Here is a 24,341-nt window from a genome sequence, read left to right as displayed (position 1 = left end):
GCAGCGCAAACCAGTCGGCGTTGAGGGAGCGGTATGAGGAAGCCAGGGATGCCCACGGATCCGATTCAGCGGGCCTCCGCGGTGGCCGCGGACTATGAGGCCCTCCAGGGCCTCACCATGCTCGGAGCCGGCGTGGGGCTGATCATCATGGCGTTGACGGCGACTCCCGCCTACGGCGCGGCCGTCGTCGCGATGGCCGTGCCGTTGGGGCAGGGCTACTACTACAAGAAGTACGGCAAGGTCCGTCAGCGCCCCCAGCAGGTCTGGATGTCCGTGGCTTCGGCCGTCATCCTGATCGTCGTCGCGTGCTCGGGGATCGTGGCCGACGAAGCTCTGGACGCGCCGGTCCTGCTGGGGCCGTTGGCGGGAGCCGTCGGACTGCTGATCCTCGGCCTGCTCAACTACCGGCATGTCGGGGTGACCCGCTCCCAGGCGGCCGTGGTCGGCGCGCTCGCGGCCGGCGCACTGCTCCCGCTGGCCGGGCTGGTCGCGTCGGACGGACGCTGGCGGGCCGATGTCGGACTGATGGGCCTGGCGCTCATCGCCATCGGAGCGGTCGACCATCTCCGGCTCACCAGCGCGATGCGGCCCGTCGCCGATGGCTGACCCCGGGAGCTCCGACGTCGGGCAGGTCGACCGGCTGGTACACGAGCCCGCCCGGATGGGCATCCTGACGGTGCTGCAGCGCATCGAGTCGGCCGACTTCCTGTTCCTGCAGAACGTGCTGGGGGTGACCAAGGGCAACCTGTCCAGCCATCTCGCCAAGCTGGAGGCGGGCGGTCTGGTGACGATCACCAAGTCGTTCGTCGGCAAGAAGCCCCATACCAGCGTGGGCCTCACGCCCCAGGGCAGGGCCGCCATCACGCGACACTGGGAGCAGCTCGAGCGGCTTCGCAATCTCGGCTCCTGAGGCGGGCCCTCCCCGCTGCCGTCGCTTCGGTGACGCATCGCCGCGAGGGCGCCACCGAGAGCGCGGGGGTCAGACGAGACTGCGCAGGTCGTTGTGGTCGATCTTGCCGCTCGCGGTGAGCGGCAGCCGGTCCAGGAAGTGGATGCGGGCGGGCAGTTTGTAAGCCGCGATCCTCTTGCGCAGGTAGGCCATCAGGCCGTCCGGCGTGAGACCGCGTGCGGGGGAGGGGACGACGAAGGCCACCGGGACCTGCCCCTCCTCGGCGTCGGGTGCGGCCACCACGGCCGAGGCGGCCACGTCGGGATGCCCGTTGATGGCCGCCTCGACCTCTCCCGGTGTGATCTTCGAGGTGCGCCGCACGATCAGGTCCTTGATGCGCCCCTCGAACCACCAGGCGCCGTCCGGGTCCTGAGAACCCAGGTCGCCCGTGCGGAACCAGCCGCCGGTGAAGGAGTCCTCCGTCAGCCTCGGGTCCTCCCAGTACCCCGTCATGAGCATCGGCCCGCGCACGAGCAGCTCGCCCGTCACGTCGGTGCGCACTTCTGCGCCGCCGACCGGGACGCCGACGCAGCCCTCGCGGTCCGGCCCCGGACTGCGGTCCAGAGTCAGCCAGATCGCCTCCGTCATCCCCCAGCCGACGCCGACGGCCAGACCGGTGAGGTCCCTGAAGTCGCGCTGGAGCGCGGCGGGGAAGGTGTCGCCGCCGGCGTAGACGCCCCGCAGCGAGGAGAACCACCCGCCGCGGGCGCCCGGGGCATGGACGAGTTGCGCCAGGACGTCGAGGTGGGTGCAGACCAGAGTGGGGCGGTGCGTGAGCAACCCCGATACGTACGAGTCGAGTTCGAAACCGTCGAGCAGCACGACCGTTCCTCCGGCCGCGAGCGTCGTCATCGTCTCGATGAAGCCGCTCACGTGGGCCAGGGGGTCGCATACCTGCGTCACGTCGCGGGGGCCGACGTCTCCCATCGCCTCGGAGGTGCTGCTCAGCATGGCGGAGGCCGAACGCTGACTGTGGAGGACGCCCTTGGGCGGGCCCGTGGACCCCGAGGTGAAGAACAGCAGAGCCGGCCGGTCCGGTCCGGGACGTGGCGCGGTGGGCCTCGCTCCGGAGGCGCAGAGCGGCGTCAGGGATTCGAAGCCGTCGCCGCGGCCCGCCACGGGGACCTCGCCGCGGCCCGCCACGAGGACGCGGACCCCCGCCAGGACCTCCTGCCGTACGCCCTCCAGCTTGCCGAGGAGGCTCTCGTGGACGATCAGCCACCGGGGACGGGACCGCGTCAGGGCCGCTTCGACCTCGGCGGGCGCGTACCGGGTGTTGAACGGCGCCGCCACAGCTCCCGAGCGGAAGCAGGCCAGGTACACCGTCACCGCTTCCGGGCAGTTCGGCAGCATGAACGCCACGCGCTCACCTGACACGGGGGCCATCTCCGAGGCCAGGGCGTCCGTGGCAGCGGCCAGTTCGGCGTACGTCCAGCGCCGGCCCCCGAAGACCAGGCACGGCGCGCCGGGCGCGTGCCCGGCGAGCAGGCCGCTGAGCGGAACCGGACCAGCTTCGGTGGACATGGCGTCCTCCCAGGCCGTCGTCGGAAGCCCGCATCGAGCAGATCCGGCCGTCCGCCGGCGGCAGGGGCAGGCGAGCGGGCCGGGACGGTTCTCGATGGCGGACGGGGGCGGAACCCGCAGGTGGGCGATATGGGAAGCGTAAGCCCGCGGCGGACGGCGCGCCTGTCCGTGCCGCGACGGGGCGCCCGTCGGGCCGGGGCCGCCGGGACTGGAGGCGGCGTCAGTCCGGCCCGCCGCCGAGGCTGATCTCGTTGCCGTCCGCGTCCCGGTAGATCACCTTGGTCACGCCGCCCTCGTACGTCTCGCGCTCCGCGGGCTCGATGCCCCGCCGGGCGATCCCGGCGACCCGGCCGTCGAGATCGTCGACGAACGTCAGCACGAGGGCGTTCCCCGCCCGGACCGGGTCCTCCACGATGTAGACGTAGCGGCTTTCGGCGACCTCCCACACGGCCTCGACGTCGTTCGGCAGGAACGACGGCTTCCCGCCGAAGAACCGCTCGTACCAGGGCAGTGCCGCCGCGTAGTCGGTGACGGGGACGCCGGCGAAGAGTTCCCGGGCCATGACGGCCTCCATGTGTGCGTGTGCGGTCGGTGGATACGGTCGGCGGACACGGGGGGACGCGGGGAGGGGGATGTACTTGGTGCCCATGACGACTCCGGCGGTGCCGGGAACTCATCGCCGCACCGGCCCCACGTCGAGATCGTGACGCGTCGGGACCGCCTGGCGACGGGACGCGGACGGCGTCCTCAACTGCGGGCGCGCACCTCGCGCTTGCCGGAATAAGCAGTTGACCGGGGACAACGGGGGGACCAGACTCCGCCCTGGTCCGAAATAACGGCATAGGTGGGGACGGTGAGCGGTGGCTGCCTCGGACATGGCCCATGACCTGCGGGTCGAAGGGGCGGCGTCTGAACCACCGCTGTGGACGCGGGACTTCCGGCTGTTCTTCGCCGCCCGCACCACCTCCCTGCTCGGTGACGCGATGCTCCCCGTCGCGATCACCGCCGCCGTGCTCCGTGCGGGATACGGGGCGAGCGGCGTGGGGTACGCGCTCGCCGCGCTCGTGGCACCGTTCGCAGCCCTGATCATCTTCGGCGGGGTGCTGTCGGACCGCTTCGGCGCCCGCCGGCTGATGATCGTCTCGGACGCGGCCCGGCTGTGCTCCCAGGGAGTGCTCGCGCTGCTGTTCCTGCAGGGCACGCCGCAGTTGTGGCAGATTCTCACGCTGCTGGCCCTGATCGGGGCGGGCAGCGCGATCTTCCAGCCCGGAGTGGCCAGCATCACCCCGCTCACCGCCCGGGACGTGCAGAAGGCCAACGCCACCCTGCGCATCTCGGAGTCCGTCACCGTCGTCGTCGGCCCCTCACTGGCCGGCCTGCTGCTGGCGGTCGCCTCGCCTGCGGCGGTCGTCGCCCTCGATGCGCTGACCTACGCGGTCAGCGGCGCCTGCCTGCTGCTGCTCCGCGCCGTACCGATGGGCCCGGCCGGGCGGGACGGTGTCTCGACGTTCCGCGCCGATCTCGTCGAGGGATGGCGGGAGTTCAGCGCCAGGACCTGGCTGTGGAGCGTCATCGTCGTCTTCATGCTCTGGCAGCTCGCGGGCGCCGGACCGACCATGACCCTCGGCAACAGTGCGCTCGTCACCGACCACGGGGCGTCCGTGTTCGGCCTGGTCATGTCCTCCCTCGGGGCGGGCAGCGTGCTCGGCGGGATCATCGCGATGAGACTCCGGCCGCGGCATCCGCTCCGGGCCGGTGCGCTCTCGATGATCCTCTGGACCTTCATGCCGCTGGGAGTCGCTCTCGGCCTCTCCGCGCCGCTGATAGCCGTGTGCTACGGCGTGAGCGGCGTGGGCATGGCGTTCTGGATCGTCATATTCCATACGAGCGTGCAGACGCACGTCCCCCAGGACGTACTCGGCCGGGTCCACGCCTACGACGCGGCGGGCTCGCTGGTGATGAAGCCTGTCGGGCAGGCGGTGGCGGGGCCGCTCGCGGTCGCCGTGGGGTCGGTGCCGGTGCTGTACGTCTCGGCGTCCATGGCACTGGTCGCCTGCGCCCTGCTCCTGGCGATCCCGGCGGTGCGAGGTCTGAAGCGGGTGGAGCGCTGACTGCTGCGGCTGCGGCGGTTCCGTCTGCACCGAGATCGAGCAGCCCCGGCCCTTCGCGCCGCCAGGACCGCGCGTCGCCACGCCCTTCCCCGCCCTTGATTCCGAGCGCCCGGCGCGGATGGGGGCAGTGCCGGACTCACGCGGGGCGCGTGGCCTCAGGTGTCAGCAGCGTGTCGTAGTGCGCTGACCGCTCGTCGAAGCGTGCGAGGACAGCCCTTGCCTCGTCCGGGACGTGAGCGACCTCGTAGTCCGGGCCGATGAACTCCCGGACGGCGTCGAGCGAGTCGAACAGCATGACGGTCGAGAACTCGACCTCGCCTTCGGCGAGCGGGCGCCGAAGCAGGTAGGCGCCGTGATAGCCGGGGAGTTGGCGCTCGGCGATGGCGGGCAGGACACGGGTGCTGACGATCGACTCGTACGCGTCGGCGTTCTCAGGTGTCGTCCACCCCCGCCAGATTCGAACAATCATGCGTTCACATTACCGGTGTCAGCGGGCAATCCGCAGGTATCGACAGTGACACCAGTGGATCCGGCGTGCGTGAGTGCACGGAGGCCAAGTGGCCGGATGAGAAGCCGGGTTGCGGGGTGCCCGGACGAAACGGGCGGCCCGCTCACGTGCTTGGAGCGCCGGGCGGGGTGTGCGGACGGACGGCGCAGGCGGGCGGCCGTCAGGCCATGGGGGAGCCGAGCCGCTTGCCGTCCGTCTCTCTGCCGGTCGGCCGGGCGGAGGTGTACCCGGGCGCAGGACCGGAGTCCAGTTCCGCCCAGACCGTCTTGCCGCCCGGAGCGTACAGGGACGTTCCCCAGCGGTCGGCGAGGGCGCCGACGAGAAGGATGCCGCGACCGGATTCGGCGTCCGGGTCCGCGTTCGGACGGTGACCGGGGAAGCGGTCTCCGCGGGCGTCGGTGACCTCGACGCGGAGGGTGCCGGCGGAGGTGTCGAGAGCGAGGTCGAGCCGGAAGTCGCGACCGCGTACCCGGCCGTGGAAGAAGGCGTTGGCCGCGAGTTCGGCGACGATCTGCTCGGCACGCTCCGCGACGTCCGGTGCGACCTCCCAGGCGGCCAGCTCTCCCGCCGTCAGCAGCCGGGCCAGGCGGGCCCCGCGCCGGGTCGACGACAGCAGCTGGGTGAACGTACGTACGGTGACGGGAAGTTGGGGAGCGCTCGGGGTCATGGGAGCCAGATTGGCCGGTGGAGGGGGGTTTCACCAGCGGATCGTTCCGTACGGGAGGTGAGCGTACGGGCACGAAGAGTGGACGGTACGGCCACTTCCCCGTCACTCTGGGTGAGTTGCGGATGCGGAACTTTTCACGCGGGGTACCTGGAGGGGCGCGTATGACGGCCGAGGGTGTCGAAGTCACGGCGGGCGAGGGGGAGCGGGAGCCGGATCCGTCGGACAGTCTGCGGACGTTCGGAGCGGTCGTGCAGGCCCTGAGGGAGCACGCGGGACTCAGCCGGGTGGATTTCGCCGCGCACGTCCGGTTCTCCAAGCACACCGTGGAATCGGTGGAGTTGGGACGCCGCATGCCTGAGGTGACGTTCGTGGAACGGGCCGAGGAGGCGCTGGGGGACACCGGCGCGCTGCGGAGGGCCGCCAGACACCTGACGCGTGGCGAGCCCGGACTGGCTGCCTGGTTCCGGCGGTGGGCGCGGCTGGAGAAGGAGGCGGTGAGCCTGTGCACGTACGAATGCAGGCTCGTGCCCGGGCTGTTGCAGTCCGAGGGCTACGTGCGGGCGCTGTGCGAGAACGAGATCCCGCCGCTGACGGATGGTGAGTTGGAGGCGACGGTAACCGCGCGGATGGACCGTCAGCGCCTGCTCCGTGACAGGCCCAGCGCGACGTTCGACTTCGTGGTCGAGGAGGCCGTGCTCATGCGCCGTCTCGGGGGAGTTGGCGTCACCTGTGAATCGCTCGGCCACATGCTGGACCTGTGCTCGCTGCGGAACACGACGCTCCAGATCATGCCTGCGGACAGCGAGTTCCATGCGTGCCTGGCTGGCCCGGCCTGTGTGCTGGAAACACGCCAGGGGCAGCGCCGTGCGTACTCCGAGGGACAGGAGAACGGCCGTCTGATCGCCGACCCGAAAGAGGTCAGCAGGATCCAGATGCGCTATGCCAGACTGCGCTCGCAGGCCCTCTCACCGAATGACTCCCTGGGCCTGTTGAAGCGGATGCTAGGAGCGCTATGAGTACGTCTCGACTCGAGTGGATCAAGTCCAGCTACAGCACCGCCCAGGGCGACAACTGCGTCGAGGTTGCCGTCACTGACCAGGCCGTCCATGTACGGGACTCCAAGGACTTGGCGCTTCCGTACTTCGCGGTCGGCCGTGAAGGATGGGATCGCTTCCTGCGGTTCGCCGCGCACGGCTGAACTCTGCAATCGGCTCAGCCGTACATCGCCACGCGGTAGAGAGCCGCAAGCGCGTCGTCGATGGGATGGGGCTGCGGCTTGCCCGAGGAGCCGAGCCTGCTCCACGTCTGCAGGTTCACTGCGAAGGACATCTGCCGCATGCCGTCGGCACGGGCCATGACTAGCGCTCCAGCACCCCAGACGGTGCCGCCATGGCCCCCAAAGGTGCCCTGGCGGGAGCCTCGATCGGGTGCAGGCCGAGCCCGTAGTCGATCGTCTTACCCTCTTGGGAAACGACTGGGATAGTGCGTTGCATCTGCGCCAGCGACGACCAGCTGACACGCTCGCCGGCAAGCGGCATGCCGAAGAAGTGGTTGAGGTCCGTGACGGTCGATATCAGCGAGGCTGCCGGCCCCACCCATGACATGTCGTAGACGCTGTGGTCGCGCGGCGGGTCGATCATGCCGAACCACGCCTCGTAGATCTGTGAGTGCGGCCCGCTGACGTACGGGTCGGCGGGATTTCGGTGTTACGGAGCCCGGCGCGTTCGATGACGTTCCGGGTGATGTACCGCTCCGCCGTAGTGCCGGTCACCTTTTCCAGGAGTTCTCCGAGGAGCAGGTAGTTGGTGTTGGAGTAAACCCCCGGAGCGCTACCCCGCCCGGCTGGCTCAGCTCGCCGAGACGGGTTCGTCCTCCTCCTCGCCGTCCTCGCCACGGCAGGCGCGCTCTGGTGCCTTCGCCGGCGTACGGGGCTGTGCGGTGGAGTCCGGTTCGAAGAGGTGCGTGCGAACCGGGACGAGCATGCGACGGAGTCCAGATCGGCATCGGTTGCCGGCTCGAACCGGTACCGGCCTGTGGCCGACACATCGAGTCCGCCTCGGTTACGGCACCGTGTCGATGACCGTGCCCCCGTGGACTGCGAGATGTAGCGGGCGGAGTGCCCTGCAGGCTCAGGCCGTGATGTGCCCTCAGCTATTGGCTCTCGGCACGTACTCGCTCGGAACTCCACTCCAAGAGACATGCAGAGCCTCGCGTGCTCGGGTGCACGCGACGAACAGCAGGCATCGTTCCCGCAGAATGTCCGAGTCGTGTTGGAGCTGGTCCACCTCAACTGGGGTTATCTCTCGTGCGAAGGGCAGCGCTCTCGCAGTCATTCCAAGGACTGTGACGCACCGGAACTCCAGGCCCTTCATGGCGTGCATGGTGGCGAGCCGCACCCCGTCCACTTCCGGTCCAGGGGTGTCTCTCACGCGCGTGACCGAAATCCCGGCCGCCGACAGCTTGCCGTAAGCCTTGTCGAGGAGAACGTTGAACCGGGCGCAGACAGCGATCTCGGAGGGGCGGATGCCCTGCTTGATCCAGTCCTGCACTTGCTCGACCAGCGCGGCGATCTCCGTCTGCTCGGTACCGTGGCCCTTCACGCTGGGAGTTCGGCCGTGTAGGAGTGACCTGTAGCCGGCCAGGCTGTCGCTGCCCTCGCCGCTGAGGTCATCGACCGACGTAGGGGTGAGGATTCCCGTCGACCAGGCCAGGATCTCCTCTGTGCTGCGGTAGTTGATGCGCAGCCGGCTCGTTCGTCCTGTTACTCGTATGCCCAGAGAGCCGAGGGAGACCTTCGAATCGTAGATCCGCTGGTTCGGATCTCCCGTGATGAACAGGTCGTCACTGCCAGGCGCGACCGCGCCGCGCAGCACCCGCCACTGGGCGGGGTGCAGGTCCTGCGCCTCGTCGACCACGACGTGGTGGTACTCGGGTGTCGCCTCTGCCAGCATCTGCGCCGCACGGGCGCACACCCTCAGGTGGGTCGTCGCCCTCTTATCGCGCAGCATCGAAGTGAACAGCTCGATGGCCGGCCAGAGTTGCTCGCGCAGTGCTGTGGACAGTGCACTGCCGCGTCCGCGACGTGCTGTCGTACGGTAGTTGTCGAGGTCGCGGATGTCTTGAGCCAGGATGACGTGCCGGTACTCCTGCGCAAGGAACTGCTCCGTCCACGGAAGACCGAGCTTCCTGACGACCCGCTGCCACAGCTGGCGTTCGTCCCGGTCGCCGATGGGCGATGGCTGCCTGCCGTCGTGATCGCTGACGATCCGGTGAGCGTAGGCGTTCACCGTCGTCACATCGACGCGGGCCAACTGTGCTTCGTCACCGTCGAGTAGCAGTGAAAGGTTCTCGCGGAGGGTGGCAGCCAAGGCGTTGGTGTACGTGGTCAGCAGCACCCTGCTGTCTTGCGAGCGGGAGAGCAGGTGCTTGACGCGGTGCAGCGCCACGACCGTCTTGCCGGTGCCGGGGCCGCCCGTGACCTGTGCGGGACCTCCGTAGGAGGTGCGGTAGGCGACGCGGCGCTGCGAGGGGTGCAGGAACACCCGCCAGGCTGCGAACGGTTTCTCGAGAATGCCGGTCAGTTCGTCCGGGCCGGTGACCAGAGTAATGCGGCTCGTGGTGTTGCCGATGGCAGCGGCAAGGCTGTCGTCGGGACCGGACCCGGTGCCGACATCGGCCGGTCGGCGCACGACGACGACGTCTCGGTAGACGTCTTCCGGGCTGAACCCCTCAGCGAGGTACTCCAGAGCTTCGAACTGATCCTCCGGCAGCAGGGTTCCGAATGCCTGCAATTGCTGCTTGTCGATGACGGTACGCACCGCTTGCAACACCTGGTCGTCGATGCCGAGTTCACGCAGGACGTTGTCCGAGTACCGGGCGAAGAGCAGCGACGGTGCGGTGGACGCCGCCTTCTCCAGGGCGGGAGTCAGCTGCTCGATCGCGACGACGTTGCGTACCTCAAGGCCCCGCGTCGCTGTGTTCGTCGTGTAGAGCCGCTTGGCCGCCCAGCTGTATGCATCGTCGTGCGGGACGACATTGGCGAGAAGGAAAACGTCGCTGCCGTCGTCCGGCGCAAGGACGACGCCCCGCCAGAAGTCGTTGATGCGGATGGTCCGCATGCGGGGATCCCGCGCGTTGTCGACCGATTCCAGGTGCAGTCCCTTGTCTGCATAGAGCTCTGCCACGCTGAGTTGCTGGAACTTCGCCATCGCCTTGCGCACACCGGACTTGACCGGCTTCTCCAGGACGTCATAGCTCTCCCAGAAACTGTTCGCTAACGCAAGCTGCGGCACTTCCTGAACTCCCTGCCCTGGATGATCGATTGGCGGCCGATCATACGCACAGGGCTGTGCTCATCTGCATGGTTATCGACGAAATGTCCTCAAGAAGTTCACGGGGCGACTGGTCGAGATCCAGAGCGTGCTGATGGATGACGATGCAGGAGTGTCTGACCTTGTGGGATGCGCTCGACTCATTCCCCTTCGCATACACGAGGTGCCCCTCCCGTAGACCGAGCGCCGTGCAGTAGGCGAGCATCTGGTACAAGTCCGCGTCCGGGTAGCCGCCCGGCTTTTCCGCCTTGTACTTCGCGTCGGCCACTGCCAATGGAGCCTGGTCCGGCCCGCACAGCACGAAGTCCGGCTTCATGCGGATTGCGGACGCCTCGTCGAGGTGGTGCGGTTCCTGGAAGCGGCTCGTGAGCTCAGTGCCGCGAAATGCTTCCCTCAGCGCGACGGTCACGAAGTCCTCGAAGAGCTTGTTCATGTTGAACAAGAAGCCGTCGATTCGCAGTTCACCCGGCTCGTGCTCGGCGGAGGCCTCGTCGAGGACGGCACGGGCGAGCTGCAGGGCCTGATGGTAGCGGGCGTTGAGCCGGGAAGGCTGCCAGGCGGGCAAGGGCTGTCCGCGCACGAGGGGAGTGGCGTCGGCCAGCCGGGCCCGCTGATGCAGGAGCCGGCTGCGGACCTCACGCGGTACACCGGGCAGGCGAAGCAGTCGATCGACGGACGCGCGAAGTATGCGGTTCTCCGCGATGTCGGTCGTGAACTCGTCGTACGCCACCTCGACCGGCAGCGTCGCACCGAAGTGGCGCCGCATCTGCGCGGACTCCCGGATTCGTCCGCGTACGACGAGAGCCGTTTCCTCGGTCGCCCGATAACCCTGCAACAGCCCTTGCTGCAGGGCCCTGTTGATCTGCCGCTCCACGGCGTGGGCGAACGCGGGCAGCAGATCCGGATGCTCGGCGACGTCCACCTGCCCGTCTTGCCACGCGCGGCGCGGATCGAGGCTGTAGCCGAGCAGGAAGAAGAGGCGGGCGATGGGCACCTTCGGCTGGATGCGTATGGTGACCGGCTCGGCGTCGGGCACTTCGACTGTCACAGCGCCGACCTTGCTGCCCGCGCTCAGCTGCCAGTGGCCCGGCCGGCGGGCATCGCGGGACGCTTTCACGATCTTTCCCGCATCAAGAGCATGGCCAGCAGCGTCCGGCAGGGCATGAGTGGTCGGCTTTGCATGCTCGACCAGGTCGACGGGCGGGTTCACGCCGGTGGCTCCGGCGCCGTTGAACGGAGCGACCTGCGCAGCGCCTTGAGGCCGTACTGCTTCTCGATGTCGATGCCCTCCCCGTAGTGGTGCTCCTCCAGCAGCGGGAGGATCTTCGTCTGCCAGGTCCGCTCCAGGCCGCCGTCCCGGTAGACGCCCTTCTTCATCAGGTATGACGGACCGATCTTGAAGTCGGCATCAACAATGCGGGAGTTGAGTGCGTCCAGTAGATCGGCGGGCTCTGGTTCCTTGTCCTTCGACGTGAGCCACCTGCGCAGGAGTCCGCTGGTCGGCTCTCTCCGAGGCGACAGCTCCACGAAGGCGAACCGGCGCCGCATCGCCGTGTCCACGAGCGCGATGGAGCGGTCCGCGGTGTTCATCGTGCCGATGATGAACAGGTTCGGCGGCAGCGCGAAGTCGTCCCCGGAGTAGGTCAGCCGCACGGACCTGTTGCGGTATTCGAGCAGGAAGTACAGCTCTCCGAAGACCTTCGCCAAGTTGGCACGGTTGATCTCGTCGATGACGAGGAAGTGCGGGACGTGCCGGTTGCCTTCACGTGAGGCCAGATCGGCCAGCTCTCGTAGCGGCCCGGCCGTCAGACGGAAGGCGACGTCCCGCGTGTCGGGGTCCTCCTGCGGCCGGAACCCCTCGAAGAAGTCCTCGTACGCGTAGGCGGGGTGGAACTGCACGAGCTTCACCTGTTCACGACCACCCCCGAGGAACTCGGCGAGCTTCAGCGCCAGAAAGGTCTTGCCGGTCCCCGGGGGTCCGTACAGGACCAACTGCCGGTCATCCCAGAGGAGATCACGCACCTCCCGCAGCCACCCGGTGCTGTGCACGAGAAGTTCGGCGGCGAAGCCGTCCGTCGGCTCGGGCAGCTCCAGCTCGCGCCGGGCCGTGATCGCGGGTATCTCCACGCTCGGATCGTGATCGATGGCTTCGGCCTCGTCGGCCAATTCCTCGTCCGTCAGCCCGAGCCCTTCGATGAGGGCCTGTACGGAGGTGAGTTCGACGATATCGAGCTGGACGGAGAGCTTCTGCTGGAGCTCCTCGGGCAGGTCGTCGTAGTCGTAGCCGATGCCCTGCCACTCGGCGGGCCGGCGCAGATTGGAGCGTCCGTCCTCCGACTCCGTCTGCTCCGCGTCACCGGTGATCTCGCCGACGTACAACTGCCCACCGGAGATGGTGCACACCGTGTCGCCGGGCTTCATCCGCGACAGGAACGCGTGCAGCGCGTCCACCAGCCCGAGCTTCTGGTTGTACGTGAGGGCGGATTCGTAGTCCTCCTCGACGAAGGTCCGCAGCTGGTCCTTGCTGGTGCCCGGGGTGACGCCTTGGCGGATCCTGGTGGCGGCAAGCGTTACGTAGCCTTCCGGAAGCCACAGCCGCTGCACCACGTCGACGCCCGTCACATTCGAACCGCGCACAAGCCAGGCTCGGTTCGGGCCCCATCCCGTGCCAGGCATGAAGTCACTGAGGGGACGGCCGTCCTCCGCCTTCCAGGCGATGTAGCCGTTGATGTTGCCGCCGGTGAGCACTGCGGCAGCCTCGGAGGAGGAGTTGAACGTGATCTCCCCGGTTGTCTCCAGCCAGCCCGGCCACCTCTGCGATTGCCGGATGTCTCCGTGCGCGATCAGTTCCTCGCGTCGTCTGTGGGCGGAAGCCGCCCGCGTGGAGAAGGACGGTACGACGTCCGGACGCGCCGGCTGACCGGGACCGACAACGAATCTGCGGCTCCCGTTCGTCCCCGGTTCGTCCGTCTGCCGCCCCCGAGCCAGCGGTCCACCGTTGGGCAACCGCAGCTGGAACTCAGGGAATTCGTCGGTCATGGCCCGCCCCCTCAATCTACTGATAGGCCGTCAGAGGAAGCGTAGTGGGCTCTTAGGATGTGCACTTCATTATCGATCACGTGATACAGGCGGCCGACTTGATGAGGGGCGGCGCCAGGGGAGGGCGAACGTCATGAAGGAGCAGGGCGGCACAGACCGATCGACGGCAGCGGAGTTCGCCATCGCCCGGAGAGATTGGATGCGCACCCGCGTCACGGAGCTCAGCGAGGCGTTCGCCGATCACCCTTGCCGGTTGCACGCTCTGACCCCCGCCGATCTGGGCGACATACGGCTGGTAAATGCTCTGGTGTTCTCGCGTATCGCCGCTGACGAGGCACGCGTCCAGCCGGTGGCGGACACCGTCGCATGGCTTGAGCTGCTGATTCCCAACGGTCACCGATACGACCTGAGCACTGCCGTACGCGAGGTCCGCTCCGGGCTCACCCTTGCCGACGATCCTGCGCTCTGGTCCTGGAACGCGGAGGCATGGGAGGAGTCGCTCCTCGGAGTCTGGCGGCAAGAGCGGACCCGAACGGTCGAATCATGGCGGGCCGACGACGAGTTGGTCTCCCGATGGGGCGTACGCACACCGACCTCGGCAGACGCGTCGCACCCCGAGCTGGCACCTCAGAAGCATGGGCACTCGCTCACAGGCCTGAACGAGTACCTCGCCTCGGAAGAGGAACCACTCGGATTGCTGGCGCAGGCGGTACTGTCTCAGCCGCACGTTGTCGACTCGGTCGAGGATTCCCTGGCTCTCTCCGAGGAGTCACTTCAAAACGCCGGACACCTTGCCTTCCTCGCCGAGCAACAGATCTGCGCGCGGGCCCTGATCGAGTGGTGCGACAGCTGCGGCAGCGCAACGTCCGCAGCGACCGAAGCGTTTCTGGAACAGCTGTCCAAAGTCGTCGAGGCCTACCTGAGTGATGTCGTCGGCCCCGTGCTCGCCGCACTCCCGAAATGCGAGCGTCGTCTATTCACCGCCGGCACGAGCGCCGAGCAGCGGGACAGGAACGAGTACCTGACCGAGTTCCTCGATTGTGTCGACATTCCGTCGGCGAGGGCCTGGACGGATGGCGTCCTCGACAAACAGATCGCTCAGGAGGCCGTCGATCACTGGTCGCAGGACGAGCTGACCTGGCACAGCATGCGTGGTTCCGTCCCCGTCTGGTATCACATCGTCACTTCGCCGCAGGAGCGGGCCGCCGCGCTGGCGTTCTCGGGCGCAGCGTCGTCGTCCTCCGCGATCCGGGTGCATACCGATGCCGAGGTATTTCACCAGCCTGACCTGTTCAGCGGTCTCGACGAGTCGGATGCATCCGATGACTGGTACCCCGAGCCCGGTGTTGAACTGCACTACTCCCGGAACAGCGCGACCGATCTGTGCGAACTGCTGGCTCTGGCTCAACTTGGCAGGGCTCGCCTGGAGTTCCTGGTCCTGAATGCAGGTGGTGACTTCGTCCTGCTCCGGTCACTCGGGGTCTCCGTGCTTCCAGCAGACACCGACGCCTGGGCACCGGGCGCGCTCCGCCGACTGCGTGCGCTTGTGCCGAACCTCGATGACCTGGCAGACGTGATCGCGGGCGAGGATGAGGAGAGCTGCCCGGACGGTGTCGACGACGAGGACAGCCTCGACGATCACGACGTCACGAGCGAGGAGGAGGGGACCGCAGGCCGGAGAAAGGAGGAGCCGGCGGGCACACAGCGAACGCATGGTTCAGGCGGACCCGAAGCGCCCCAGCCGTCTCCACCTGCCCAGCTGCCACCCCAGTTGATGGCTCGCGTGAAGGCCATTTTGCGTCAGGCCGAGGACCCCTCAGTCACCGAAGCCGAGTCTGAAGCCTTCTTGCAGAAGGCGACGGCGCTCATGGCCAAGTACGGCATCGAGCAGGCCATGCTCTCCGGTGACGAGCCGACCTCCGAGCAGCCCGTCGACCGGGTGGTCGAAGCTACGGCACCCTGGATGCGCGAGTGCAAGCGTCTCCTCGCGCAGATTGCGCTGCAGATGCGCTGCCAGGCCGTCTATCCCGGTGGCAAATCGAACCGGCACCGGGTGCACCTGTTCGGCTTCGCCTCAGACCTGCACTCGGTGGAAGTCCTTTACGCGAGCCTGCGCCTGCAGATGCTGCAGGGCTCTGAGCTGGCCGGCGCAGAACACCGGCCGGCAGGGGAGGACCCCAGGGCATACAAGCGCTCATGGATGCTCGGTTTCATCCGGGCCGTAGTCGCACGGGTGGGCGAGGCCGAGCGCGCGGCTCGTGAGGAGAGCGAGAACGAACAGCGGCAGGCTTCACCGGACGGCGACGAGGTCCGCAGCGTGGCCCTGGTCCTCGCCGACCGGACGGCCGAAGTCGAAGCCGAAGTATCCGCCCGCTACCCGAAGTTGGGCAAAGCGCGTCGCACACGCTTCAAGGGCAGCGGATACCGGCAGGGCCACGCCGACGGACAGCAGGCCGACATCGGTGGCCTCTCCCTGGAAGACGAGGACGAAGAGGACCATTCGCTCGCCGGTTGACGCCGCTGCGCTCAGCGTGGGCAGGTGTCCACTTCCGACCATACCGTTTTGCCGCTGGGCGGGTACGGCTTCGAGCCCCAGCGGTCGGCCAGCGCGGCGAGAAGGACGAGGCCGCGCCAGGTCTCGGCGTCGGGAACCGCATCGGGGCGGGCCCCTGGGAAGCGGTCGCCGCGGGCGTCGGTGACCTCGATGCGGAGCGTGCTGGCGGAAGCGTCGAGGGTGAGGCCGAGGCGGAAGTCGCGGCCGTGTACGCGTCCTTGGAAGACGGCGTTCGCGGCGAGCTCGGCGACGATTTTCTCGGCACGCTCCGCGACGTCCTCCGGCACATTCCAGGCGCTCAGCTCGCCGGTCGTGAGGAGGCGGGCGAGGCGCGGCGCCTCGCCGCGCCGAGTAGAGGACAGCAGCTGCGTGAACGTACGTACGGTAGCCGGGAGCTGAGGGGTAGTGGGGCTCATGGGTGCCCCTGGCGTGCGCGAGGGGGGGTTCACCAGCGGTTCGCTCCGTACGGTCGGTCAGCGTACGGACACAAACAGTGGACGGTACGCCAGTCCGTCGGTCACGCTGGGTGAGTTGAGCGTGGGGAGATCGCGCATGTACCTGGAGGGGGCCGCGCATGAGGAACGGCGACGCTGATGTGACGACATGCGACGGGGAGCGGGAGCCCGACCCTTCGGACAGTCTGCGGACATTCGGGTCCGTCGTCCAGGCCCTGCGTGAGCATGCGGGGTACAGCCGGGTCGACTTCGGGGCGCGGGTTCGCTTCTCCAAACACACCGTGGAATCGGTGGAGTTGGGGCGCCGGATGCCTGACGAGACGTTCGTGGAACGGGCAGAGCAGGCGCTGGGCAACACGGGCGCGCTGCGGAAGGCCGCCAGACACCTGACACGGGGCGAGCCGGGCTTGGCGGCGTGGTTCCGGCGCTGGGCCCGGCTGGAGAAGGAAGCGGTGAGCCTGTGCACGTACGAATGCAGGCTGGTGCCGGGGCTGTTGCAGTCGGAGGCGTACGCGCGGGCGGTGTTCGACAATAGTGTGCCGCCGCTGTCCGACGAGCAGATGGAGGACCAGGTGACGGCTCGAATGCTGCGTCAGGAGCCCATTCGGACACGCCCCAATGCGTCGTTCAGCTTCGTCATGGAAGAGCACATCGTCAGGCGGCAGCTCGGTGGAACGGGAGTCACGCGAGGACAGTTGGACCACATGCTGACTCTCGCCGAACTCCGCAACGTGACGGTTCAGATCATGCCGGTCCTCAGCATGTCTCATGCGGGGCTGGACGGCCCTCTCGCGCTACTGGAGACCCGGGACGGGAGACGACTCGCCTATTCCGAGGGGCAGAAGAACGGGCGCTTGATCGCCGATGTCACCGAGGCCGCCGTGCTGCATCAGCGATATGCAACACTCCGATCACAGGCTCTCAGTCCCTCAGACTCTGTGGGCCTGCTGAGGCGGATCAGAGGAGAACTATGAGCGCGAGCACCGAGCTGGCCTGGTTCAAGTCCAGTTACAGCGGCACCGAGGGCGACAACTGCATTGAGGTCGCGGTCACCGAACAGACCATCCACGTACGGGACTCCAAGGACGTGGATGGCCCCCACGTCGCCGTGGGGCGTGAGGGATGGGCGCAGTTCGTGAGCTACGCCGCGCACGGCTGAGCCCTGCACCTGACTCAGCCGTACCGGTTGGACCTCAGCTGTCCTCAGGCCTTGCCGGATGACGCGGACCCTGGCCCGGGGGCGGCGTGAGCGTAGACGTGTAGTTCGCGCCGTCCACCAACGGGTTCTCCAGACTGACACCTGCAGCGGTCATCCGGTCGTATTCGGCAAGGATCAGCTCCTTGGTCCGGTACGAGCCGTACTTGGCCTCATCCTTGCGGCGGACGATGGGGAACGTGTCGAGGATGTATTCGGCATCCTCGCGGGAGATGCCATAGAGGTGGAAGAAGAGCGCGTCGAGTTCCGCACGGATCACTTGGCGGCGAGTTTCCTCCCAGAGGAAGGGCGCGCCGGTGTCGTCAAGGTCGGCGGCCAGAGGACCCATCTCAGCGGTGACGTAAAGGAGTTCCTTGCAGCGTGGGGAGATGAATCCGGTATGGCGCGCGACCTGGTCGGGAAGCAACACTGGAAGCTGCTTCCATGTGAAGTACTTAAGACTTGTTCCGCCGAGTTTCTGACGACTGACGAAGTCAAAGACGAACGAAGCGCGAAGGGCGACCAGCGCTGAGATCTCAGCGGTTGGACGACTTGAGAACTCCAAGAGAAACTTGTCATTCACGGCTGCGAGTGGGAGTACGGAGGAAATCACTGTCCGTACGTCCGTGGACCGACATATATCGCGCCACCCTACCAGCCAGCGCCGCGACCAGCCCTTGTCGGCGAGGCGGCTGGTGACGCCAGACTCCATGACTTCTTCGCCGTTTTTTTCGAACTTTCCTGTGGGAATGTCATGTTCGGAGACCCAGTATCTTGGCAACGCCACAATGTCGGCGTCCCGCTTCTCCTCCTGGGTGAAGTCGCGGGTGCAGCCGTCGCCGTGGTAGGTGGCCCAGCGGTGGTCGTAGTGGTGGAGCATCTTCGCCTCGTACAGGGGGAGCATTCGTGCCCCCGCCCTGGCGAAAATATTGCCCGACAATCGCCAGCCTTCGGCCTTCAACTCCTCGCAGGTGCGGAAAAGATGCGAGTCGTTGGCCATGTGGAACATGGCTGTGAATGACACACCCCACGGATTGCCATTCTTGTCCCCTTCCTTGATGAGGACGGGTACGCGTCCATAGATTCCGAGGGTGATCTCGGCGTCGCGGCGGGTGCGGAAGGCAGGGCAAGTGCCGGTGTTGGGATTCAGGAGCGATATCTCTTCGGGGGTCAGTTCGTAGGATCGTGTGGGGTCCCCCAGTTCATGGACTCCGAGCAGATCGGTTGCATACTGCGTAGCGTATTCCTTGAGCTCTCTTCCGCTTACGCTCAGGAGACAGAGCCTGTAGCGGTTATGGCCGATCCCTGACCACAGGTCCGGGTTAGTCACCAGGCCGATGACAGTTGCCAAGGACTTGCTCTGTACCAAATCCTTGAAGAAGTACTGCGTGGTTGCGTCGGTCGCGATTCCCGTTGGGACGATCACGCCCATCCGACCGTACGGCCCCGTCAGCATGCGGCCAGTCTCCGCGAACACGGCGTATGTGTTGATGTCTCCGCGCCCGGTGAGTGGGTAGCGTCCGCACTTGCGCAGGAGCTGACTCTCGCCATCCGCGCGGCGTTTGGCTGCGGTGAAGTCGGCGAAGAGGTGAGGGTTGGTCGTCGACAACTCTTCGATGAGCCTCTTTCGGGCCGCGGCGTTCGGTGCCGTGGCGACTTCCGAGTCTCGTTGGGCGAAGTACTCCTGCTCCTGGAGCTTGATGCGCTCCCAAGGTGGGTTTCCCAGTACGCACGAGAAGCCATCGGCCCACCCTGTCGAGGGATCTGCGCTGTCTTCCGCGGTCTCGGATACGCGGAAGACCTCGGGGAACTCCAGGTGCCAGTGGAAGAACTGGTACTGGTCGGCGAGTTGAATGATCTCTCTATCGGTGGTGACAGGTATGCCCGCATCAGCGCTTTGGAGATCGCGGAAGACTCCCTCGGTGACGGGCGTCGGTGCGCCCTTGATCTTGGGCCAGACGAAGGCGGCGCACCAGGCGTCGGCGACGTGGAGCGCGCGGAGATAGTCCGCGGACTGCTCAAGCTTCCGGAACTTGCTCGACTGGCGCCGCACGTGGCGCAATTCATCGGCTCGGGAATTGGTGATGTCCCGCACGTTGGCTGCGAAGGCAGCGTTGGAGAACCAGATGCGCTCTTCGGTGTGGAAGCTGAGTTGGCCACCGCGCTCAGCGGCGTTCCGCTTCTTCAGCGCAGCGGCGATCTTCCTGTCGTCGCCCTCGAGCGGTTTGAAGGCTTCGTCTGGTATGCCGTCCGCCAGTAGCGAGGGAGTCGCCCCCAAAAGGGAGTTGCCCGCCTTGATGTGTGCGTCCAGAAAGCCGAGTGGCTTGTCGGGTTCCATGGCCTCCAACCACAAGGAGAACTTGGCGAGTTCGACGGCCAGTGGATTGACGTCCACGCCGTAAATGCAGCGAGCGACGACCTCGTGCAGGCTGTGGCGTACGGCGTCCAGCGTCGGTTCGGGGTTCTGCTCGCGAACGGCCGCGACCCGCTTGGCTATTCGGCGCGCAGCTGCGACGAGGAAGTGGCCGGAGCCGCAGGCGGGGTCGCAGACTGTGAGGCTGAGCAGCTCTTCGACGATGGCCGGGCCCGGGTCTGGCTGGCCGGAGTGGCTGGCGCGGATCTCGCCGCGTTTGACCGCGTCGTCGATGACCGGGTCGAGGGTCGAGTCGAGGAGGCAGTCGATGAGCGACGTCGGAGTGTAGTAAGAACCCGTGGTCTTGCGGGTGTTGCCTGCCAGTTCGACGAGTTCAAGGGTGCGCTCAGTCGCGCTGTGCTTGGGAACGAGTTCCAGCAGGGACTCATAGACGGAACCGAGCTCCTCTGCGCCCAAGTGCCGGTAGTCGACGACTCGGTTGCGCCTGGAAGCGCTGTCACGAACGATCGACAGTGCGCGTGCTGCCTCCAGCAGCGGTTCGTTGGACAGTGACGACCTGCGCAGAAGCTCGTCGGCTTGCTTGTCGTCGAAGATGCCGCCGAGACCGGGCAGACCCAGTTCCTCGCAGCCGTCGTTGTCGGCGAGAGCCGACAGGACAAAGCGCAGTGCCTGATAGAGATCGCCGTGGTTCGTGCCCCGTCGTCGCTGGGCATGCCGGCGTAACCGGGCGGAGGAGAAGTACGTCGCGTAGCGTTCCTTGGCCTCGGCGCTCGCCGACGGTTTCAGCAACACCCCGCGGTCCTCGGTTACGAAGAGGAACAGCAGCCGGTAGACCATGCGAAGCAGCGCGTAGTGGAAGGTGTTGACGTTCAGCGACTCGCGCAGTTCGCGGTTGTCGGGGTGTTTGAGAAAGCCCGTGCCGAGGGTCGTGATGGCGCTCTGAACGCCCTTGCGCAGCTGCTCCAGTGCCCGCGTGCCCGAGGCGATCGCCTCTGTACGCCACTTCTCCAGCCAGCACGCCGACGGTGCCGCCTCCTCCGGGACCTCGAACCGTGAGACGTGCAGCAGCCGGTACAGCAGCACGAACTCGCTGAAGAGTTCGCCGTCGAATATCGCTTCCAGGTCGAACTCGACGTACGAGGCCGTAGCCAGCGCGCTGGAGTCACGGAGCAGCCTGACCTGGCGGCCGTTGGCGAGCATCCCCCACAGATGGGCATCGGTCCGGTTCAGGCACTCCTGGAGCATCGACTGCGGCGGCACCGTGCCCGCGCCACCCGGACGCTTGTCCAACTCGGCGTTCCACGCCGACTGGTGGATCAGTGCGTGCCGCCAGCGGTGAGAGACCGGGAACTTCTTCTCTGCCTCCGAGTCGGCCGCGATGCCCGCCAAACCGACCGGCGTCAGCGGCCCAAAGCCCAGCTCACGCCAGAGCGGTGCCAACCAGTCGCTCGCGGCGAGGCCGGTCGGGTCAGCGGTCGGAACGCCCGACTTCGGGTCCTCGGGCAGACGCTTGCGCAGGTCGCGCCAGAGCGGCTTGAGGTATTCCCAGCTGCGTTCGGCCTCGTCCCGTACCGAGCGGGACGACGGCAGTCCGTAGTCGGCGGGCTTCGAGCCGGGGACGTCCTTGCCCTCGGATATTCGCACCAGCATGTCCGCCGGCAGCAGTGCGCCCACTGTGTGGACGGCGGTGAACACCTGATTGCGGGTGGTGGCTGACATCAGGCGGACCCTTCTACGGGGGCGGGCGTCGTCGGCAGGTAGACGTAGGTGCCGAGAACGTCGGCGGGCTTTTGGACGGCGACCGACAAGCCCCGGACGATCTCGCCCGACGCGGCCCGCACCCGGCGGTGCGAGGCGTCCAGCTCGGCGGCCAGCTCGTCGCCGTACGTCTCCAAGTGCCCTGAGACATCGGGAAGTTGTCCGAGGATGCGGGTCATGGTGCGTTCGCCGTAGTACGGGTCGGTGTTCTCCGAGGCGGAGGCATCCAGCAGCGCTGCTGCCTCTTCCTGTGGTAGCCATACCGCGTTCTTCGGGGATCCCTGGAACGCCAGCAGGCGGGCGTCCTCCGCGACGAGCTGCTTCTCCCCGCTGCGGGACGGCAGCGTGAGGTGGAAGCGAAAACGGACAAGCAGCAGGGTCGTGCGTGTGCTGACCGCGTCCGTGGTGATGACGCCGCAGCGGCGGGCCGGCCGCGCCCCGTCGGCCTGCGTGTCCAGGGCAGCGTTCAGGACGTGGGCCGCCAGTGCCCCGACAACGGGGTCGGTGCGTACGAGTGCCGCCTCGCCGCGTGCCACCGCCGGGTCCGTGCGGAACGGGATCGCCCGGTCTTTCTCGATCACCTCCGCCCCGACGACCGGAGCGAGCGCGTCCCGCAGACCGGCCGGCGTGCCGCCCACCTGTGCGGTGAAGTCCTCGCCCTGTCCGCGCAACACCGCGTTGAGTGCGTTCAGTGATTCCCGTACGAAGGTGGTTACCTCGCCGGTGCTGCCCAACGCCGCACGGACGGCGGCTACTTCACGCGCGACGTCCTCCGGGTGCACAGCTCGCTGCGCGAACCGTGAGCGGGACTTCTTCTCACGCTCTGCCGCCGAGTTCCAGTCGCTGTCCAGCTTCTGCGCTGCCGCCTCGAAGGCCTCCCCTCCGAACAGGGCTTCCTGCTCGCCCTGTTCGCCCCGCATGAGCAGCCATTCGACGATCGCGTCCGTCACGTCTGTGGACATCTCATCGGGTACGGAGACGGCTATGCCGAGGTCCTTCTTGATCTGCCGGTACTTCCTGATGAGGACCTCGAGGACCTTGCCGTCGATGCCGTTGTCGGCGCCGTACAGCGTGATGACTCGCACTTCGTCACGGCGCTGGCCGTAACGGTCGACGCGGCCTTCGCGCTGGTCATGGCGGGTGGGGTTCCAGGCGAGGTCGTAGTGGACGACGGCGTCGAAGTAGTGTTGAAGGTTGACGCCTTCGGAGAGGCAGTCCGTGGCGACAAGCACCCGGCGGGCGGCAGGGTCCTCGCCGGCCTGCTCGGCCAGTTTCTCGATCTTCTCGATGCGCTGTTGCGGCGAGAGTGTGCCGGTGACCGACTCCACCGTGGCCTTGACCCCGCCCTTGTCCTTGAGCTTCTCGGCGACGTAGTCCGCCGTCGGTATGTAGCGGCAGAAGACGATCGGATGGTAGCCGTCGGCGAGCAGCGCCTTGAGGTGCTTGATTAGTGCCTTGAGCTTGAGGTCATGTTGCGTGCCTTCCAACTCGGCCGCACGGTCTGCGAGTGCAGCAAGGCGGGTACCAGCGGCGTCTTCTGTCTCCGCACCTGGTGCTACGTCCATGCCCTCCAGCGCGTCGCTGTCGGCAGCGTCGCTGTTCAGCGGGGCCCCGAGCCGGTCGGCTTCCTCGGCGGAGGCGGCAATCGCCGCTGCCGAACGTGTACGCAGGGTCTGGGATGCGGCACGCGGGGAGGACACCAGCGAGCGCAGCAGCGCGATCGCCGACCACCATGCGATCCGTGCTTCCCGCTTGCCTTGGTTGCCGGCTGCCTCCACCCGCTCACTGGCGTAGGCGATCGCATCATCCAGAAGGTTGCGGTATTCCGGGGACAGCTTGTACGTCTCGTCCTTGAAGTAACGGTCCGAGGGGAAGGCGGTCCGCTCGGCGAGGCTGTCGTCGCTGAGTCCGTCTTCCCTGGTGAGGTACTGGCGTACGTCCGCCCGCTTGCGTGCGACGAAATGCCGCGCGAGGAGCTTCCTGTCGGCCTCCGAGTCGAGGTTCACCGTGGCCAGTTGGGGCTTGACCAGTCCCAGCAGGTTGCGGAATGCGGACTCCTTGCCGCTGTGCGGAGTCGCCGTCACCAGCACCAGATGCCGGGTCTCGTCCTTGGCGACGCGGCGCAGAAGCTCGTGGCGGAGCTGATTCTGTGCCGCTGCCGAGGTGTCGTCGGCGGTCACGCACGTGTGCGCCTCGTCCACGATCACCAGGTCGGGGCAGTGGCGTACGAAGTCGTCGCGGTGCCGTGTGGACTTGATGAAGTCCGTCGAGACGATCACGTTCGGGTGCTTGTCGAAGAGCGACTGCCCCAGGTCCAGGCCGCGCTCCAGACGGGAGACGGTGGAGGAGAGGACCAGCTCCGCGTCGATGCCGAACTTGCTGCGCAGCTCCTGCTGCCACTGCTCTGCGAGAGCGGGGGAGCAGAGAACCGCTAAGCCCGTGGCCTCGCCCTGCGCGAGGAGTTCGCTCGCGACGAGGCCCGCCTCGATCGTCTTGCCGATGCCGACGTCGTCGGAGATCAGCATCCGCACCGTCTTCTGACGTAAAGCCATAAGCAGCGGCACGAGTTGGTACGCGCGCGGTTCCACCGCGATTCCTGCGAGGGAGCGGAAAGGTCCCGCGCCGGAGCGGAAGCCGATCCGAAGAGCTGTGCGGAGCAGGCCCGCCGCGCGCTGATCGCCGAGGTCACTCGGCTCGGGAGGTGCGAACGTTGCGTCATCGACCGGCTCCAACGCGGGGAAGACCGCGGCGATGTCGTCGTCCGAGCCCCCCAGCGGGCGCAGCACAAGTAAGTCCTGCTCGCTCTGCGGAAGCACCACCCATTCGCGGCCGCGAGCCGTCACCAAAGATCCAGCGGAGTATGCGAGTGCCATGTC

19 protein-coding genes and 1 pseudogene are annotated in these 24,341 nt (G+C 67.2%); 8 read left to right on the top strand and 12 right to left on the bottom strand.

What is annotated here, in order from left to right; all coding sequences use genetic code 11:
• The first annotated feature begins 48 nt into the window (after nucleotides 1-48).
• Nucleotides 49-606, top strand: coding sequence for a hypothetical protein (locus H181DRAFT_RS21295; protein WP_045866174.1), 558 nt, complete (start codon nucleotides 49-51; stop codon nucleotides 604-606).
• On the top strand, nucleotides 599-910 hold the full coding sequence (locus tag H181DRAFT_RS21290; protein WP_045866173.1) for a winged helix-turn-helix domain-containing protein: 312 nt from the start codon (nucleotides 599-601) through the stop codon (nucleotides 908-910). The genes H181DRAFT_RS21295 and H181DRAFT_RS21290 overlap by 8 nt, the downstream gene beginning before the upstream one ends.
• 69 nt (nucleotides 911-979) lie before the next feature.
• Here the strand turns inward: H181DRAFT_RS21290 and H181DRAFT_RS21285 are convergent, their stop codons facing one another.
• Nucleotides 980-2,473 carry a class I adenylate-forming enzyme family protein gene (locus H181DRAFT_RS21285; RefSeq protein ID WP_052708681.1) on the bottom strand — a complete coding sequence of 498 codons (1,494 nt, stop codon included), beginning with the start codon at nucleotides 2,471-2,473 and terminating at the stop codon, nucleotides 980-982.
• Nucleotides 2,474-2,693: 220 nt separating this feature from the next.
• Entirely contained in the window at nucleotides 2,694-3,035 is a 342-nt protein-coding gene (locus H181DRAFT_RS21280; RefSeq protein ID WP_045866172.1) for a VOC family protein, read from the bottom strand.
• Nucleotides 3,036-3,348: 313 nt separating this feature from the next.
• Here H181DRAFT_RS21280 and H181DRAFT_RS21275 point away from each other — a divergent pair, with 313 nt between their 5' ends.
• On the top strand, nucleotides 3,349-4,584 hold the full coding sequence (locus H181DRAFT_RS21275) for an MFS transporter (protein ID WP_045866171.1): 1,236 nt from the start codon (nucleotides 3,349-3,351) through the stop codon (nucleotides 4,582-4,584).
• Nucleotides 4,585-4,720: 136 nt separating this feature from the next.
• Here the strand turns inward: H181DRAFT_RS21275 and H181DRAFT_RS21270 are convergent, their stop codons facing one another.
• Nucleotides 4,721-5,053 carry an antibiotic biosynthesis monooxygenase family protein gene (locus H181DRAFT_RS21270; protein WP_045866170.1) on the bottom strand — a complete coding sequence of 111 codons (333 nt, stop codon included), beginning with the start codon at nucleotides 5,051-5,053 and terminating at the stop codon, nucleotides 4,721-4,723.
• 199 nt (nucleotides 5,054-5,252) lie between these two features.
• Nucleotides 5,253-5,759: an ATP-binding protein gene (locus H181DRAFT_RS21265; RefSeq protein WP_074467974.1), complete on the bottom strand. Its 507-nt coding sequence runs from the start codon at nucleotides 5,757-5,759 to the stop codon at nucleotides 5,253-5,255.
• A 161-nt stretch (nucleotides 5,760-5,920) separates the two neighbouring features.
• Here H181DRAFT_RS21265 and H181DRAFT_RS21260 point away from each other — a divergent pair, with 161 nt between their 5' ends.
• Both H181DRAFT_RS21260 and H181DRAFT_RS21255 read left to right on the top strand, forming a co-directional pair.
• Nucleotides 5,921-6,775 carry a helix-turn-helix domain-containing protein gene (locus tag H181DRAFT_RS21260; RefSeq protein ID WP_045866169.1) on the top strand — a complete coding sequence of 285 codons (855 nt, stop codon included), beginning with the start codon at nucleotides 5,921-5,923 and terminating at the stop codon, nucleotides 6,773-6,775.
• Entirely contained in the window at nucleotides 6,772-6,957 is a 186-nt protein-coding gene (locus H181DRAFT_RS21255) for a DUF397 domain-containing protein (protein ID WP_045866168.1), read from the top strand. The genes H181DRAFT_RS21260 and H181DRAFT_RS21255 overlap by 4 nt, the downstream gene beginning before the upstream one ends.
• 14 nt (nucleotides 6,958-6,971) lie before the next feature.
• Here H181DRAFT_RS21255 and H181DRAFT_RS21250 read toward each other — a convergent pair.
• The 5 genes and pseudogenes from H181DRAFT_RS21250 to H181DRAFT_RS21235 form a co-directional block, all read right to left on the bottom strand.
• Nucleotides 6,972-7,587, bottom strand: a pseudogene (locus tag H181DRAFT_RS21250) (serine hydrolase domain-containing protein); the annotation flags it as partial.
• Nucleotides 7,588-7,606: 19 nt separating this feature from the next.
• Nucleotides 7,607-7,741: a hypothetical protein gene (locus H181DRAFT_RS30180; RefSeq protein ID WP_302622651.1), complete on the bottom strand. Its 135-nt coding sequence runs from the start codon at nucleotides 7,739-7,741 to the stop codon at nucleotides 7,607-7,609.
• Nucleotides 7,742-7,906: 165 nt separating this feature from the next.
• Nucleotides 7,907-10,051, bottom strand: a complete 2,145-nt coding sequence (locus H181DRAFT_RS21245; RefSeq protein WP_045866167.1) for a UvrD-helicase domain-containing protein — start codon at nucleotides 10,049-10,051, stop codon at nucleotides 7,907-7,909.
• 40 nt (nucleotides 10,052-10,091) lie between these two features.
• Nucleotides 10,092-11,300 (bottom strand): McrC family protein, encoded by a 1,209-nt coding sequence (locus H181DRAFT_RS21240; RefSeq protein ID WP_045866166.1) that lies wholly within the window; start codon nucleotides 11,298-11,300, stop codon nucleotides 10,092-10,094.
• A complete protein-coding gene (locus H181DRAFT_RS21235) occupies nucleotides 11,297-13,129 on the bottom strand; it encodes a DUF4357 domain-containing protein (protein ID WP_045866165.1) in 1,833 nt (610 codons plus the stop codon). Before H181DRAFT_RS21235 ends, H181DRAFT_RS21240 begins: the two co-directional genes overlap by 4 nt.
• Nucleotides 13,130-13,262: 133 nt before the next feature.
• On the opposite strand from H181DRAFT_RS21235, the gene H181DRAFT_RS28535 reads away from it, so the two are divergent.
• Nucleotides 13,263-15,644, top strand: a complete 2,382-nt coding sequence (locus H181DRAFT_RS28535) for a DUF2786 domain-containing protein (protein WP_052708680.1) — start codon at nucleotides 13,263-13,265, stop codon at nucleotides 15,642-15,644.
• 11 nt (nucleotides 15,645-15,655) lie between these two features.
• Here the strand turns inward: H181DRAFT_RS28535 and H181DRAFT_RS21225 are convergent, their stop codons facing one another.
• Entirely contained in the window at nucleotides 15,656-16,099 is a 444-nt protein-coding gene (locus tag H181DRAFT_RS21225) for an ATP-binding protein (RefSeq protein WP_045866164.1), read from the bottom strand.
• A 158-nt stretch (nucleotides 16,100-16,257) separates the two neighbouring features.
• Between H181DRAFT_RS21225 and H181DRAFT_RS21220 the strand changes: the two genes are divergently transcribed.
• Nucleotides 16,258-17,112, top strand: coding sequence for a helix-turn-helix domain-containing protein (locus tag H181DRAFT_RS21220; RefSeq protein WP_045866163.1), 855 nt, complete (start codon nucleotides 16,258-16,260; stop codon nucleotides 17,110-17,112).
• Nucleotides 17,109-17,297, top strand: coding sequence for a DUF397 domain-containing protein (locus H181DRAFT_RS21215; protein ID WP_045866162.1), 189 nt, complete (start codon nucleotides 17,109-17,111; stop codon nucleotides 17,295-17,297). The genes H181DRAFT_RS21220 and H181DRAFT_RS21215 overlap by 4 nt, the downstream gene beginning before the upstream one ends.
• Nucleotides 17,298-17,331: 34 nt before the next feature.
• Here H181DRAFT_RS21215 and H181DRAFT_RS21210 read toward each other — a convergent pair whose 3' ends face one another.
• On the bottom strand, nucleotides 17,332-21,426 hold the full coding sequence (locus tag H181DRAFT_RS21210; RefSeq protein WP_045866161.1) for an Eco57I restriction-modification methylase domain-containing protein: 4,095 nt from the start codon (nucleotides 21,424-21,426) through the stop codon (nucleotides 17,332-17,334).
• The gene (locus H181DRAFT_RS21205; protein WP_045866160.1) at nucleotides 21,426-24,338 is read right to left on the bottom strand and encodes a DEAD/DEAH box helicase; all 2,913 of its coding nucleotides are present in this window, start codon (nucleotides 24,336-24,338) and stop codon (nucleotides 21,426-21,428) included. The genes H181DRAFT_RS21210 and H181DRAFT_RS21205 overlap by 1 nt, the downstream gene beginning before the upstream one ends.
• Nucleotides 24,339-24,341 lie beyond the last annotated feature (3 nt).

It is taken from the genome of Streptomyces sp. WMMB 714, from assembly GCF_900090125.1.
GTDB lineage: Bacteria > Actinomycetota > Actinomycetes > Streptomycetales > Streptomycetaceae > Streptomyces > Streptomyces daqingensis.
Note: the sequence above shows the minus strand (reverse complement) of the source record. Positions and strands in the feature narration are given on the sequence as shown.

Bases quoted from the DNA above. Each gene is read 5' to 3' on its own strand.
- H181DRAFT_RS21295 (WP_045866174.1), top strand. From the start codon at position 49: ATGCCCACGGATCCGATTCAGCGGGCCTCCGCGGTGGCCGCGGACTAT.
- H181DRAFT_RS21290 (WP_045866173.1), top strand. From the start codon at position 599: ATGGCTGACCCCGGGAGCTCCGACGTCGGGCAGGTCGACCGGCTGGTA.
- H181DRAFT_RS21285 (WP_052708681.1), bottom strand. From the start codon at position 2,473: ATGTCCACCGAAGCTGGTCCGGTTCCGCTCAGCGGCCTGCTCGCCGGG.
- H181DRAFT_RS21280 (WP_045866172.1), bottom strand. From the start codon at position 3,035: ATGGCCCGGGAACTCTTCGCCGGCGTCCCCGTCACCGACTACGCGGCG.
- H181DRAFT_RS21275 (WP_045866171.1), top strand. From the start codon at position 3,349: ATGGCCCATGACCTGCGGGTCGAAGGGGCGGCGTCTGAACCACCGCTG.
- H181DRAFT_RS21270 (WP_045866170.1), bottom strand. From the start codon at position 5,053: ATGATTGTTCGAATCTGGCGGGGGTGGACGACACCTGAGAACGCCGAC.
- H181DRAFT_RS21265 (WP_074467974.1), bottom strand. From the start codon at position 5,759: ATGACCCCGAGCGCTCCCCAACTTCCCGTCACCGTACGTACGTTCACC.
- H181DRAFT_RS21260 (WP_045866169.1), top strand. From the start codon at position 5,921: ATGACGGCCGAGGGTGTCGAAGTCACGGCGGGCGAGGGGGAGCGGGAG.
- H181DRAFT_RS21255 (WP_045866168.1), top strand. From the start codon at position 6,772: ATGAGTACGTCTCGACTCGAGTGGATCAAGTCCAGCTACAGCACCGCC.
- H181DRAFT_RS30180 (WP_302622651.1), bottom strand. From the start codon at position 7,741: ATGCTCGTCCCGGTTCGCACGCACCTCTTCGAACCGGACTCCACCGCA.
- H181DRAFT_RS21235 (WP_045866165.1), bottom strand. From the start codon at position 13,129: ATGACCGACGAATTCCCTGAGTTCCAGCTGCGGTTGCCCAACGGTGGA.
- H181DRAFT_RS28535 (WP_052708680.1), top strand. From the start codon at position 13,263: ATGAAGGAGCAGGGCGGCACAGACCGATCGACGGCAGCGGAGTTCGCC.
- H181DRAFT_RS21225 (WP_045866164.1), bottom strand. From the start codon at position 16,099: ATGAGCCCCACTACCCCTCAGCTCCCGGCTACCGTACGTACGTTCACG.
- H181DRAFT_RS21220 (WP_045866163.1), top strand. From the start codon at position 16,258: ATGAGGAACGGCGACGCTGATGTGACGACATGCGACGGGGAGCGGGAG.
- H181DRAFT_RS21215 (WP_045866162.1), top strand. From the start codon at position 17,109: ATGAGCGCGAGCACCGAGCTGGCCTGGTTCAAGTCCAGTTACAGCGGC.
- H181DRAFT_RS21210 (WP_045866161.1), bottom strand. From the start codon at position 21,426: ATGTCAGCCACCACCCGCAATCAGGTGTTCACCGCCGTCCACACAGTG.
- H181DRAFT_RS21205 (WP_045866160.1), bottom strand. From the start codon at position 24,338: ATGGCACTCGCATACTCCGCTGGATCTTTGGTGACGGCTCGCGGCCGC.